Source organism: Ottowia sp. (genome assembly GCF_046348305.1).
In the GTDB taxonomy this organism is placed as follows: Bacteria; Pseudomonadota; Gammaproteobacteria; order Burkholderiales; family Burkholderiaceae_C; genus Ottowia.
On the sequence record NZ_JAXMEM010000006.1, the window covers coordinates 203,246 to 216,279 of the forward strand.

Genomic DNA, 13,034 nt, shown 5'->3' on the forward strand with positions numbered 1-13,034 from the left:
ATCAGGCTTTTGTGGAAATGTCGCCGGCGATGCGTTTGGCAAACGCTTCGAGCGACTCCACCCCGAGATCGACATTGCCCCGGGCGCGCACTGCGACGGCGCCGGCTGCCTTTTCCTTGTCGCCCGCGACCAGGATGTAGGGCAGCTTTTGCAACGAATGCTCGCGTATTTTATAGGTAATTTTCTCGTTGCGCAGATCCGTCGCCACTCTAAGCCCTTGATCGCGCAGCGTTTTCGCCACACGTTGGACGTAATCGGCCTGCGCGTCGGTGATGCCGGTGACCAGCACCTGCACCGGCGCCAGCCACACGGGCATGGCGCCGGCGTGCTGCTCGATCAGGATGCCGATGAAGCGCTCCAGGCTGCCGACGATGGCGCGGTGCAGCATGACGGGGCGGTGGCGCGCGCCGTCCTCGCCCACGTATTCGGCGTCCAGCCGCTCGGCCATCGAAAAATCCACCTGCATGGTGCCGCACTGCCACTGGCGGCCGATGGCGTCCTTCAGCGTGTATTCGATCTTGGGGCCATAGAAGGCGCCCTCGCCCGGCGAGATCTCGAATTGGCAGTCCGAGGCCTTGAGGCTTTCGATCAGCGCGTGCTCGGCCTTGTCCCACACCGCGTCGGAGCCGATGCGCTGGTCGGGCCGCGTCGCCACCTTGTAAATGATGTCGGTGAAGCCAAAGTCGGCATACACCTTTTGCAGCAGCGCCGTGTAGGCCGTGCACTCGGCCAGGATCTGGTCTTCGGTGCAGAAAATGTGCCCATCGTCCTGCGTGAAGGCGCGCACGCGCATGATGCCGTGCAGGCCGCCCGAGGGCTCGTTGCGGTGGCAGGCGCCGAATTCGCCGTAGCGCAGCGGCAGGTCGCGGTAGCTCTTGACGCCCTGCTTGAAGATCAGGATGTGGCCGGGACAGTTCATCGGCTTGAGCGCGTACTCGCGCTTTTCCGACTCCGTGGTGAACATGTTCTCGCGGTACTTGTCCCAGTGGCCGGTTTTTTCCCACAGGCCCTTGTCCAGGATTTGCGGGCCTTTCACCTCCTGGTAGCCGTTGTCGCGGTACACGCGGCGCATGTACTGCTCGACCTCCTGCCACAGCGCCCAGCCCTTGGGGTGCCAGAACACCGTTCCGGGCGAGTGCTCGTCGATGTGGAACAGATCCAGCTCGCGCCCCAGCTTGCGGTGGTCGCGCTTTTCGGCCTCGGCCAGCATGTGCAGGTACTGCGCCAGCTCGTCCTTGCTGGCCCAGGCGGTGCCGTAGATGCGCTGCAGCATCTCGTTGCGATGATCGCCCCGCCAATAGGCGCCGGCCACCTTCATCAGCTTGAAGAATTTCAGCTTGCCGGTGCTGGGCACGTGCGGGCCGCGGCACAGGTCTTCAAAAGCGCCCTCGCGGTACAGGCTCACGTCCTCGTTGCTGGGGATGCTGGCGATGATCTCGGCCTTGTAGTGCTCGCCCAGTCCCTTGAAATACTGCACGGCTTCGTCGCGCGGCAGCACGCGGCGCACCACGGGCTCGTCCTTGGCGGCCAGCTCGCTCATTTTTTTCTCGATGGCGGCCAGGTCCTCGGGCGTGAAGGGGCGCTTGTACGAAAAGTCGTAGTAAAAGCCGTTGTCGATCACCGGGCCGATGGTGACCTGCGCGTCGGGAAACAGCTCCTTGACGGCGTAGGCCAGCAGGTGGGCGGTGGAGTGGCGGATCATCTCCAGGCCGTCGGCGTCCTTGGCGGTGATGATGGTGAGCGGCGCATCGGCGTCGATGCAGTAGCTGGTGTCCACCAGCTTGCCGCCGACCTTGCCGCCCAGCGCGGCCTTGGCCAGGCCGGGACTGATGGACTGGGCCACCTCGGCCACCGTGACGGGGCCCTCGAAGTCCCGTTTCGAGCCGTCGGCCAGCGTGATTTGAACCATGAAAGTGCTCCGTCGTATGGGGCAGGCCAAGCCTGCGCGTGAAGATGAAAAGGCAAACAAAAAGCGCGGTGAAGACCGCGCCTTGGTGATCGGGTGGCCGCTGCCTCGATGGGGCTGGGGCCAGGCCATGCAACGCGAACGGTCTCAAACCATCGGGGTGGTTCCACAAGTTCGCGGTGTCATAACCCGTCGCTGCCTTTCTCGCTCTTTTGAATGGGACGCACCATGCGCCCGAAGCTTGGCATTCTACTGCGGGCGCCTCACCACTGCCCGCGCGGCACGCCCTGGCTGCGGCGCAGGCCCTCGGTGATCAGCTCGGCCGAGTTGCGGTGCTTGGCCATTTGCGCAAAATCCAGCGCGGTCTTGCCGCTCTGGTTCGTCATCTTCACGTCGGCGCCCTGCTCGATCAGCAACTTGACGGCCTCGGGCGTGCCGAAGTAGGCCGCCATCATCAGCGGCGTGTTGCCGTTGGGTGCCTGCGCGTCGATGAAGGCGTAGTGCTCCAGCAGCAGCTCGATCATCTTCAGGTGTCCGCCGGTGGCCGCGTAGTGCAGCGGCGTCCAGCCGGTCTTGTTGACGTCGGCGTCCTTGTCGATCAGCGCCTGGGCCACGTCCAGCTGGCCCTTGAGCGCGGCCATCATCAGCGGGCTTTCGTCGGTGGCGTTGCGCTGCTCGGCCTTGAGGCGGCGCGACTGCAGCAGCACCTTGGCCACCTTCATGGAGCCTTCCTGCAGCGCCATGTACAGGCCGGGCACGCCCTTGTCGCTCTTGGTGTTGGGGTCGAACCCGTCCTCCAGCAGGCGGCGCATGGCGTAGTCGTTGTCCTGGTGGATGGCGCGAAAGAAGTCGCCGGCGTCGGCCGCCCAGACGGGCGCCAGGGCGCCCAGGCCCAGGGCGATGGCAACAAGCGATTTGGAGACAAGCAGGCGCTTCATGGCGCAACCCCCGGAAAAAGACGAGTGAAATTCTCGTTGGTGAGCGTGGCGATGCGATCCACGCCAACGCCGCGCAGTTCCGCCAGCCGCGCGGCCACGTGGGGCACGTAGGCCGGCGTGTTGATCTTGCCCCTATAGGGCACGGGCGCCAGATAGGGCGAGTCGGTCTCGATCAGCAGGCGCTCGTCGGGCACCCAGCGCGCCACGTCCTGCAGATCGCGCGCGCTCTTGAAGGTGACGATGCCGGAAAACGAGATGTGAAAACCCCGATCGAGCGCGGCGCGGGCCACTTCGGCGCTTTCGGTGAAGCAGTGAAACACGCCGCCGGCGCTGCCGGCGCTGCCGTTCTCGCCCTCCTCATCCAGGATGGCGAGGGTGTCGGCGGAGGCGGCGCGGGTGTGGATGACAAGCGGCAGCCCGGCCTGGCGCGCGGCGCGGATGTGGGTGCGAAAGCGCTGGCGCTGCCAGTCCAGGTCGGCCACGGCACGCCCGCCCTTGCGCTCGTCCATCTGGTAGTAGTCCAGCCCGGTTTCGCCAATGGCCACCACCCTGGGCTGGCGGGCGGCCGCCAGCAACTCATCGACGCTGGGCTCGTGCACATCCTCGCTGTCGGGATGCACGCCCACAGTGGCCCACAGGTTGTCGTGCGCGGCGGCCAGCGCCTGCACCTGGGGAAATTCCTCCATCGTGGTGCTGATGCACAGCGCGCGCGTGACCCGGGCGGCGGCCATGGCGGCGCGAATGGCGGGCCAATCGGCCGCAAGCTCGGGGAAAGTGAGGTGACAGTGCGAATCGGTGAACATGCGGCCCTGATGGTACTGCTGGGGCTGTGGGGTGTTTGGCCGCCCTGTCAAACAGCGAACCCAACAGCCGAACGCAGAGGTCGCAGAGAGCGCGCAGAGGACGCAGAAGAAGAAAAATTTGAAATCGGGCTTGTCGCCCCATCAACCGCAAGCGCAGCAGCTATCAAAATTATAGTCATCAATTTGACTTTTCTGCGCCCTTTGCGAAGCCTTCGCGTCCTCTGCGTTCGGCTGTCAGGCTGTCCGGCCTGGGTTCAAAACGTCTGGGTCGGACGGTCGGAGCCCAGCGCGGAGCCGAGGATCAGCTCGATCTTGGACTTGAGCTGCTCGGACTTTTCGTCCTTGGGAAAGCGGATGCCCACGCCCTGCGTGCGATTGCCCGCGGCGCGCGCCGGGGTGATCCAGGCCACCTTGCCGGACACCGGATAGCGCTGCGGGTCGTCCAGCAGGGTGAGCAGCACGTAGACGTCGTCGCCCAGGCGATGCTCGCGCGCGCTGGGCACGAAGATGCCGCCCTCGGAGAACGCGGGGATATAGGCGGCGTACAAGGCCGCCTTTTCCTTGATGGCCAGCTGGATGACGCTGGGACGCGCCGAACTGAGGGCGCCGCTTTGGGTGGTGGACATGGTTTGCGCAGGGCCGAAAACGTCAGGACTTGGAGTTTAGGGCCTGATGGGCGCTGCTGACCAGGAATTCTGTCGCCAAACCGGCGTTTAACGGATGTTCGGCGCTGCGGGCGGATTCGGCCAGCAGCTTCCACCAGCGGGTGAGCGCCGCCAGCGGCAGCGCGCGCGCGGGCAGGTCGGCAGGGTCGAAGAAGCGGGGCGCGGCGCCCAGTTGGCGGGCCAGCAGGTCGTGGCACAGCTTTTGCAGGCAATCGACCGCCTCGGGCAGGCTCAATGGCGCCAGCGCCGCGACGTCGCCCCGGGCCATGGCGCGCGGCAGGGCGGCCCATTGGCTGGCGCTGTCCTTGTCGGCCGCCCAGGTCAGCGCGGATGAGGGGCGGCCCCCGGCGGCGCGCAGGGCCGCCGCGCCCGCGCCGGCGGCCACGCCCTGCCCCGCCAGCCAGGCCAGGGCCTCGGGCTCGGCGGGCCAGGCCATCGTGTGCGCCAGGCAGCGGCTGCGGATGGTGGGCAGCAGCAGATGCGCCGCGTCGCTGGCCAGCACGAAACGCGCGTCGCCCGGGGGCTCTTCCAGCGTCTTGAGCAAGGCATTGGCGGTGACCGCGTTCATGCGCTCGGCCGGGTAGATCAGCAGGGCCTTGCCGCGCCCGCGGCCGCTCGTGCGCTGGGCAAACTCGATGGCCTCGCGCATGGCGTCCACGCGGATGTCGCGGCTGGGCTTGCGCTTCTTGTCGTCGATGTCGGCCTGCGCCTTTTCGGGCAGGGGCCAGCCGCGCGCGAGCATCTCGGTCTCGGGCATCAGCACCACCAGGTCGGTGTGGGCGTGCACGTCGATGGCGTGGCAGCTGGCGCACGTGCCGCACGCGCCCTGGGGTGTGGGCTGGTCACACAGCCATGCGCGCACCAGGGCCAAGGCGAGGTCGAACTGGCCCAGCCCCGAAGGCCCTTGCAGCAGCCAGGCGTGGCCGCGCTGGGCCAGCAGCGCCTGCAATTGGCGCGCGATCCAGGGGGCCAGCGCTGCGCTCACAGCCAGCCCCGCGCCTGCACGGCGGCCCGCACGGCCTGGCCGACCGCCGCCATGGGCTGGTTGGCGTCGATGCGGGCAAAGCGCGCCGGGTCCTGCTGCGCGCGGCGGGCGTAGCCGGCATGCACGGCCTCGAAAAAGGCGAGGGGCTGGGCCTCGAACTTGTCGGGCACGCGCGCGCCCGCCAGGCGCTGGGCGGCCACGGCCGGCGGCAGCTCGAACCACAGCGTCAGGTCGGGTTGCAGCAGCGTTTGATGAATCAAATCGGCCTGTGGACCGCTCAGGGTCTGCGCAAGTCGCTCCAGAATCAATAGCGATTCCCAGTCGAAGCCGCGCCCCCCGCCCTGGTAGGCAAAGGTCGAGTCGGTGAAGCGGTCGCACAGCACCACCGCGCCGCGCGCCAGCGCCGGCACGATGATTTGCGTGAGGTGCTCGCGCCGGGCGGCAAACATCAGCAGGGCCTCGGTCAGGGCGTCCATCGGGTCGTGCAGAACCAGTTGGCGGATCTTCTCGGCCAGCGGCGTGCCGCCCGGCTCGCGCGTGAGCACCACGGCGCGGCCGGCGGCACGAAAGGCGTCGGCCAACGCCGCCATGTGGCTGGACTTGCCGGCGCCGTCGATGCCTTCAAACGTCAAGAACAGGCCCGTGCCCGGCATCAGTTGCCCCCTCCGCGCTGATATTTGTTCACCGCCCGATTGTGCTCGTCCAGCGTCGGGCTGAACTGGCTGGAGCCGTCGCCGCGGGCCACGAAGTACAAGGCCTTGGTTTGCGCCGGCTGCACCGCCGCCATCAGCGAAGCCTTGCCGGGCATGGCGATGGGCGTGGGCGGCAGGCCGGCGCGGGTGTAGGTGTTGAAGGGCGTGTCGCTGGCCAGGTGGCTGCGCTTGAGGTTGCCGTCGAACGCGTCGCCCAGGCCGTAGATCACGCTGGGGTCCGTCTGCAGGCGCATGCCCAGGCGCAGGCGGTTGATGAAGACGCCGGCGATCTCGGCGCGGTCGGCCGCCTGACCGGTTTCCTTCTCGACCAGGCTGGCCAGGATCAGGGCGTCATCGGGCGTTTTCAGCGGCAGGCCTGGCGTGCGCGCGTCCCACGCGGCGGCCAGGCGCTTGTCCATCAGCTGCAGGGCTTCGCGCAGCACGGCGAGGTCGCTGGCGTTCTTGGCGTACAGGTAGGTGTCCGGAAAAAACCGCCCCTCGGGCGCCACGCCGGGGCGGCCCAGCGCGGTCATCACCTCGGCGCCCGACAGCGCGGCGCTGTCGTGCTTGAGCTGCTCGGCCTGCGCCAGCGCTTGGCGCACCTGCTTGAAGGTCCAGCCTTCGACGAAGGTGACGGGCAGCAGGATGCGGTCGCCGCGGATCAGCTTGTCCAGCAGGTCTTGCGCGCGCATGCCGCGGGTGACCGCGTAGTCGCCCGGCTTGATGGTCTGCTGGCCGGCCTGCCAGCGAAAGTAGCCATACAGCACGTCGGCCGGCAGCTCCACCCCGGCCTTCACCGCCTGGTTGGCGGCGGTGCGCAGGGATGCGCCGGCGGGCACGCTCATCTCGACCGTATCGCTGCGCAGGGGCAGCGGCTGCGTGACCCACCAGCCCAGCAGGCCGGCGCCGGCGAGCAGCGCAATGACGAGAAGCAGCAGGAGTCGGCGCACGACGCGATGGAGCCCAAGCAAACAAAAGGGGCGGCCATGATAATTCAGCGCATGTCCGAGCCCCTGTGTCCTTCGCCCGCAACTGCCGCCGCCCTGTCGGGCGCGGCCGCCCTGCCCCACCTGGGCGTGATCCGCGCCCAGGGCGAGCAGGCCGCCGCCTTTTTGCAAAGCCAGCTGACGCAGGACGTGGCCGCCATCGCGCCCGGCCAGGCGCGGCTGGCCGGGCTGTGCAACGCCAAGGGCCGCCTGCTGGCCAGCTTCATCGTGGGGCGGCGCGCCGATGACGAGTTCTGGCTGGTGTGCAGCCGCGACCTGCTGGCGCCCACGCTCAAGAAATTGTCGATGTTCGTGCTGCGCGCCAAGGTGCGCCTGAGTGACGCGTCCCACGAGTTGCAGCTGTACGGCCTGGTCGGGGACGCTATCAATGCAGTAGCTCCCGGCGCTGATCGATCCAGCGCTTCAGGCCAGAATGACACGCATCTTTTGGTGCCGCTGCCACCAGCCGACGGCGCCGCCCGCGCGCTGTGGATCGGCCCCGTCGGCAGCGCGCCACCGCCCGGCGCCGCCCTGAGCGCCGCGTTGTGGGACTTTGCCGCCGTGCGCAGCGGCGTGGCCACGGTCACCGCGCCGGTGGTCGAGGCCTTCGTGCCGCAGATGCTCAACTACGAGTCGGTGGACGGTGTCAGCTTCAAGAAGGGCTGCTACCCCGGTCAGGAGGTGGTGGCGCGCAGCCAGTTTCGCGGCGCCATCAAGCGGCGGGCCTATGTGGGGCACGTCGATGGCGCGGCGCAGGCGGGGCAGGACGTGTTTGCGGCGGGCGACGCGCGCGAGCCCGTGGGCGTGATTGCCCAGGCGGCCAAGGCGCCCCAGGGCGGCACGGCGGTGATCGCGGTCTTGCGCAGCGAGGATGTGGCGGCGGGGCTGGCGCTGCGCGTGGGCGAGCCCGAAGGCGCGCGTTTGCAGGAGCTGGCCATCCCCTACCCGCTGCGCGAGGATCTGTGACCGCGCGCAAACGGTGACACGCGGGCGACTTCCATCGCCTGCCGCCTGCTCCTAAGATGGCCGCTCATTCATCCAGGAGCCCCACCATGTCCGACCTCACCCCCCTGCTCACGGGATACAGCTATTTCGAAGCCCCCCGCTGGCACGACGGCCGCCTGTGGCTGTCGGACTTCTACACGCATCAGGTGCTGGCCTGCGACCTGCAGGGCAAGGTCGAGAAGATCGCCGATGTGCCGGGCCAGCCCTCGGGCCTGGGCTGGCTGCCCGACGGGCGGCTGCTGATCGTGTCGATGCGCGATCGCAAGCTGCTGCGCCGCGAGGCCGACGGCCGGCTGGTGACGCACGCCGATCTGTCGGGCGTGGCCACCGGCCACTGCAACGACATGGCCGTGGACGCGCAGGGCCGCGCCTGGGTCGGCAACTTCGGGTTCGACCTGATGAGCGGCGGCGCGGTGCGCACCGCCAGCCTGGCGCGCGTGGACCCCGACGGGCGCGTGACCGAAGCGGCGCGCGATCTGTACTTTCCCAACGCCATCATGCCCACGCCCGACGGCAAGCGGCTGATCGTCAACGAAACGCTGGGCAACCGCCTCTCTGTGTTCGACATCGCCGCCGACGGCGGCCTGGGCCCGCGCCGCGACTGGGCGGTGTTCGGCCCGCTGGTGCAAAGCGAGAGCATCAACGACTACATCGCCGGCGGCAAGGTGGCCCCCGATGGCGGCGTGCTGGACGCCGAAGGCGCCGTGTGGCTGTCCGACGCGGTGGGCAACCGCGCGCTGCGCGTGGCCGAGGGCGGGCGCGTGCTGCAGGAAGTCTCGACCGGCCAGCTCGGCACCTTTGCCTGCACGCTGGGCGGGCCCGACGGCCGCACGCTGTTCCTGTGCGTGGCGCCCGACTTCATGGAGCACAACCGGGCCCCGGTGCGCGAGGCGCAGATCTGGACCACGCGGGTGGACGTGCCCGGCCTGGGCGTTTGAAGCTCAGAGGGTGCAAACGAAATAACTTATCTGGCCAGTCTGGTCGCAAGGATACGCGCTTCAACCCGCCGCCAGCGCCTTGCGCATGGCAATGTGCGGGATGCCCACTTCGTCGAAGGGCTCGCCATACGGCGCATAGCCCAGCCGCCGATAGAAGCCCTCGGCGCTGCGCTGGGCGTTCAGGCGCACTTGCGCGTCGCCGCGCGCCCGCGCGGCCTGCTCCAGCGCGGCGATGATCTGCTCGCCCAGACCTGAGCCGCGCAGCGGACGCAGCACGGCCATGCGGCCGATGCGGGCCACGCCCGGAGCGTCCTGCAACAGCCGGCCGGTGGCCACGCTCTGGCCCAGGCGGTTGGTGGCCACGGCGTGTACCGCCGTGTGATCGGCTTCGTCCCACTCGTCCTCGCGGGCGATGCCCTGCTCCTCGACAAACACGGCCGTGCGCACGGCGGCCGCGGCCTCGCCCAGCGTGGCCCAGTCGCCGATGCGCACATTGCTCATCGCCTCGCCGGCGTCGAAGCCCTGCACGATGGCGCGCATGGGCGGCGGAATCGGGCGGGCCGTCTGCGTCACCGGGTCGGCAAACACGTACACCAGCTCGCCGGTGATGAGCAATTGGTCGCCGCGGAAGATGGCGCCGGCCATGCTCATCGACGAGCTGCCGATGCGCGCGCAACGCAGTCCGACAGCCAGGCTGTCGTCCATGCGCGCCGAGGCATGGAACTCGATGCCCGCCTTGCGCACGTACAGGTCGCCCTGCAACTGCGCCATGGCCTGGGCATAGGGCAGCGCCAGCGCGCGCCAGTAGCCGGTGACGGCGGTGTCGAAGTACATCAGGTAGTGGGCGTTGAAGACGATGCCCTGCATGTCCACCTCGGCCCAGCGCACGCGCAGGGGCTCGAAGAAGCGGAAGTCGGCACGGCGCGGCAACGGGGTCTTGTCCATGATTTGCAACTCAAACAAGGCTTTGGCGCTTGATGGACAAGCGCAAGCAGCTATCAGATCAATAGTATCCAGTCAACGGCCGAACGCCTGGCGCAGCGCTTGCGCGGCGTCGTGGTGAAAGCGCCGCGCCTCGGGCAGCGCGCGGCCCATCTGCACGAAGCCGTGCACCACGCCGCGGTAGATTTCCAGATCGACCGGCACGCCGGCGGCGCGCAGCTTGTCGGCGTACAGCACGCCCTCGTCCACCAGCGGGTCGCATTCGGCCAGGCCCAGCCAGGCGGGGGCCACGCCCTCGACGTCGTCGGCCAGCAGCGGGGCAAAGCGCCAGTCCTCGCGCTGACTCTCATCGATGTACTGGCCGAAGAACCAGTCGATCTGCGCCTTGTCGATCATCGGGTCGTCGGCGTGGGTGGCATGCGACGGCGTGTCCTGGTGCGCCGTGGTGCCCGGGTAGATCAGCAGCTGCAGCGCCAGCGGCAGGCCGGCGTCGCGCGCCTGGATGGCGCTGACCGCCGCCAGCGTGCCGCCAGCCGAATCACCGCCGACGGCGATGCGCGTGGCGTCCAGCCCCAGCGTGCGCGCGCCCTCGCCGGCCAGCCATTGCAGGGCGTCCCAGGCGTCATTGACGGCGGTGGGAAAGCGGTGCTCGGGTGCCAGGCGGTACTCCAGCGTCAGCACCGCCACGCCGCTCAGCTTGGCCAGCATGCGGCACAGCGTGTCGTGGGTGTCGATGCTGCCGATGGTGAAGCCGCCCCCGTGCAGGAACAAAAGCACCGGCAGGCCCGCATCGCTGCTGGGCGCCAGCAGGCGGGCGCGCAGCGCGGCGCCGTCGCGCGCGGTGATGACCAGATCGTGCATGCGCGCCAGCTCGGGCTTGGGAACCTCCAGCACGCCAGCGGATTTTTCATAAGCCTGCTTGGCCGCCTGCGCGCTGAGCGTGTGCAGCGGCGGATACGGCGCGCGCGCCATGCGCTCCAGCAGCAGGCGCATGGTGGGGGTGTAGCGGGCGTTGACTTCGGGGGTCATTGCAATGAAGCACGAACAACCGGACGCAGAGGACGCAAAGGATTCGCAGAGGACGCAAAAAAGACAGGGGCAGGGTTGCTTTCGTTTTGATAGTACGTCGCGCCGAATGGTCGCCGGTTTCCGGCCAATGCAAATCAATTTTGTATTCTTTTGCGTCCTCTGCGTTTTCTCTGCGTCCTCTGCGTCCGGTTTTATTCAAACCTCAGTGCACCCACTCACCGGAACGTCACCGTCACCGGCTGCAGGCCCGGCACGCCGCCGTAGTGGACGGTGACCTTCAGCCCCGGCTTGGGCGGCAGCAGGGCCGAAAACGATCCCAGGCTGATGAGCTGGCCCGGCTGCATGGCCAGGCCCTGTGCCTTCAGCGCGCCGGCCAGCCAGACGACCGCGTTCAGCGGGTGCTCCAGCACGTCGCTGCCCTTGCCGCCGCCCAGCTTGACGCCTTGCGCGTCGGTCAGGCTCACGTCCATGTCGCGCAGTTCGGTCAGCAATTTGGCCTGGCCCGCCGCATCAGCCGGCACCGCCAGCCCGGGGCCGCGCACGCCCAGGCGCGCGCCGACGTTGATGGCGCTCACGCCCACGCCGTTCAGCTTGGGTGGGGCCTGCACCATCAGGTCGGGCAGCTCGATGAAGGGCACGATCTGATCCACGTGCTGCAAGACCTCGGCCGGGGTTTTGGCCGCGTTGATGCCGGCGTCCTTGACGCGCACCAGCAGGTCGGCTTCATACAACGGCCGCGCGCCAAAGGCCGCGTCCACCGTGGCACCGCTGTCCAGCAGCATGGACAGGTACAGCGCGCCCCACACCGGCTGGTCGGTGTTGAAGCGCTTTTGCACCGCCGGATTGGTCAGGCCCGCCTTGTAGCCCACCAGCGGCCCGTCCTGCGCGGCCAGGCGCTGCTGAAACCTGGCGCGCGTGCAGACCGCGTCCTGCATGGTCATGGATTCGGGCGGGTTCATGGCCGGCTTGCGCGCGTTGTAGTCGGCCACCCAGGCGCTGATCTGCGCGTCGCTCAGGCAGCCGGGCGTTTGCGCGATGGGCGCGGGGGCGCTGGCGCAGGCGGCCAGCAAGGCCAATGCAGCGGCAGCGCCGGCATGACGAATCCAACGGGGGGCAAGCACGGTCATGAAGTCTCCTCGGGTATTGTGGTGATGACAGGGTGGCATCGTATAGCAGCCTGCCCAGGCTGCCGGCGCCGCTCACCCCAGCAACCACAGCAGCGCGCTGATGCTGAAAAACGAGGCCAAGGTGGTGCCCAGCAGCGCGGCGGCGGCCATGCCCTCCTCGCCGCTGCGCCCGGCCAGGATGGGGTAGATGCTGAACATCGGGCACGCGGTGGTCAGGATCACGCCGGTGCGCAGCGCCGGGTCGGCCAGCGGCGTGCCCAGCGCGGCGGCCAGCGCCAGCACGCCCGCCGTCAGCAGCGGGTGGGCGACGAGCTTGCCGACGGCGACGCGCGCGACCTGGCGACCCATGCCCTGCAGCCGCAAGCCCGCCAGCGAGCCGCCGATGACGAACAGCGACAGCGCCGCGCTGGCCTGGGCCAACAGGCTCACCGTGCGCTCGATGGGCGCGGGCAGCTTGAGGCCCAGCATCGCCGCCACCAGCCCCGCGGCCAGAGCCAGCACCAGCGGGTTGCGCCACAGCCCGGCAGCCACGCCACGCAGCACGGCGCGCCAGTGGCGCCCGCCGCCGGCGCCGTCGGCCAGCGCCAGCAGCACCGGGATAAGCAGCAGGTTCTCGACCAGCATGTTCATGCCCAGGATCACTGCCGCGCTGGAGCCGCCCAGCACCAGCAGGTTGATGGGGTAGCCGACGAAGCCGCTGTTGGGGCAGCTCATGCCCATGGTCTGCATCACGGCCGGCAGTGGCGCCTGCCTGGCCACGCGCCGCGTCCATGCCAGGCCCAGCGCGATGGTGGCCAGCCCGCCCAGCGCGTACACGCCCAGGTAGTGCCAATCGAGGATGTCGCCGATGGGCCGCTTGCCCACGGCGTCGAACAACAGGGCCGGCAGCGCGATGTAGAGCACGAACTGGCCCAGCACGCGCATGTCGCCGCGCTCGAACAGCCCCGTGCGCGTGGCCAGCCAGCCCAGCGCGATGCACAGGTAGATGGGGCCGGTGATGGCCAGGATGTCAAGCATG

General features: G+C 68.8%; 13 protein-coding genes. 2 read left to right on the forward strand and 11 right to left on the reverse strand.

Annotated elements, in window-relative coordinates; genetic code table 11:
* Window position 1: 1 nt before the first annotated feature.
* The 7 genes from thrS to mltG all read right to left on the reverse strand — a co-directional run bounded on the left by thrS (window position 2) and on the right by mltG (window position 6,939).
* Complete coding sequence (gene thrS, locus U1F38_RS08635; RefSeq protein ID WP_409986641.1) at window positions 2–1,909, reverse strand: threonine--tRNA ligase; 1,908 nt, start codon at window positions 1,907–1,909, stop codon at window positions 2–4.
* A 260-nt stretch (window positions 1,910–2,169) separates the two neighbouring features.
* On the reverse strand, window positions 2,170–2,844 hold the full coding sequence (locus U1F38_RS08640; protein ID WP_409986642.1) for an ankyrin repeat domain-containing protein: 675 nt from the start codon (window positions 2,842–2,844) through the stop codon (window positions 2,170–2,172).
* Window positions 2,841–3,647: a TatD family hydrolase gene (locus U1F38_RS08645; RefSeq protein WP_409986643.1), complete on the reverse strand. Its 807-nt coding sequence runs from the start codon at window positions 3,645–3,647 to the stop codon at window positions 2,841–2,843. Before U1F38_RS08645 ends, U1F38_RS08640 begins: the two co-directional genes overlap by 4 nt.
* Before the next feature lie 254 nt (window positions 3,648–3,901).
* A complete protein-coding gene (locus U1F38_RS08650; RefSeq protein ID WP_409986644.1) occupies window positions 3,902–4,273 on the reverse strand; it encodes a PilZ domain-containing protein in 372 nt (123 codons plus the stop codon).
* 22 nt (window positions 4,274–4,295) lie between these two features.
* Entirely contained in the window at window positions 4,296–5,297 is a 1,002-nt protein-coding gene (locus U1F38_RS08655) for a DNA polymerase III subunit delta' (RefSeq protein WP_409986645.1), read from the reverse strand.
* Window positions 5,294–5,950, reverse strand: coding sequence for a dTMP kinase (tmk, locus tag U1F38_RS08660; protein ID WP_409986646.1), 657 nt, complete (start codon window positions 5,948–5,950; stop codon window positions 5,294–5,296). Before tmk ends, U1F38_RS08655 begins: the two co-directional genes overlap by 4 nt.
* On the reverse strand, window positions 5,950–6,939 hold the full coding sequence (mltG, locus tag U1F38_RS08665) for an endolytic transglycosylase MltG (protein WP_409986647.1): 990 nt from the start codon (window positions 6,937–6,939) through the stop codon (window positions 5,950–5,952). Before mltG ends, tmk begins: the two co-directional genes overlap by 1 nt.
* Window positions 6,940–6,990: 51 nt before the next feature.
* Between mltG and U1F38_RS08670 the strand changes: the two genes are divergently transcribed.
* Both U1F38_RS08670 and U1F38_RS08675 read left to right on the forward strand, forming a co-directional pair.
* Window positions 6,991–7,941: a YgfZ/GcvT domain-containing protein gene (locus U1F38_RS08670; RefSeq protein WP_409986648.1), complete on the forward strand. Its 951-nt coding sequence runs from the start codon at window positions 6,991–6,993 to the stop codon at window positions 7,939–7,941.
* A gap of 86 nt (window positions 7,942–8,027) precedes the next feature.
* Window positions 8,028–8,918: an SMP-30/gluconolactonase/LRE family protein gene (locus U1F38_RS08675; RefSeq protein WP_409986649.1), complete on the forward strand. Its 891-nt coding sequence runs from the start codon at window positions 8,028–8,030 to the stop codon at window positions 8,916–8,918.
* Window positions 8,919–8,978: 60 nt separating this feature from the next.
* On the opposite strand, the gene U1F38_RS08680 is transcribed toward U1F38_RS08675, so the two are convergent.
* From U1F38_RS08680 to U1F38_RS08695, 4 genes are all read right to left on the reverse strand, one after another.
* Entirely contained in the window at window positions 8,979–9,863 is an 885-nt protein-coding gene (locus U1F38_RS08680; protein WP_409986650.1) for a YbgC/FadM family acyl-CoA thioesterase, read from the reverse strand.
* Window positions 9,864–9,935: 72 nt separating this feature from the next.
* Window positions 9,936–10,889, reverse strand: coding sequence for an alpha/beta hydrolase (locus U1F38_RS08685; protein WP_409986651.1), 954 nt, complete (start codon window positions 10,887–10,889; stop codon window positions 9,936–9,938).
* A 215-nt stretch (window positions 10,890–11,104) separates the two neighbouring features.
* Window positions 11,105–12,016 carry a 2-keto-4-pentenoate hydratase gene (locus U1F38_RS08690; protein WP_409986652.1) on the reverse strand — a complete coding sequence of 304 codons (912 nt, stop codon included), beginning with the start codon at window positions 12,014–12,016 and terminating at the stop codon, window positions 11,105–11,107.
* Between the two features lie 72 nt (window positions 12,017–12,088).
* Window positions 12,089–13,033: an AEC family transporter gene (locus U1F38_RS08695; RefSeq protein ID WP_409986653.1), complete on the reverse strand. Its 945-nt coding sequence runs from the start codon at window positions 13,031–13,033 to the stop codon at window positions 12,089–12,091.
* Window position 13,034 lies beyond the last annotated feature (1 nt).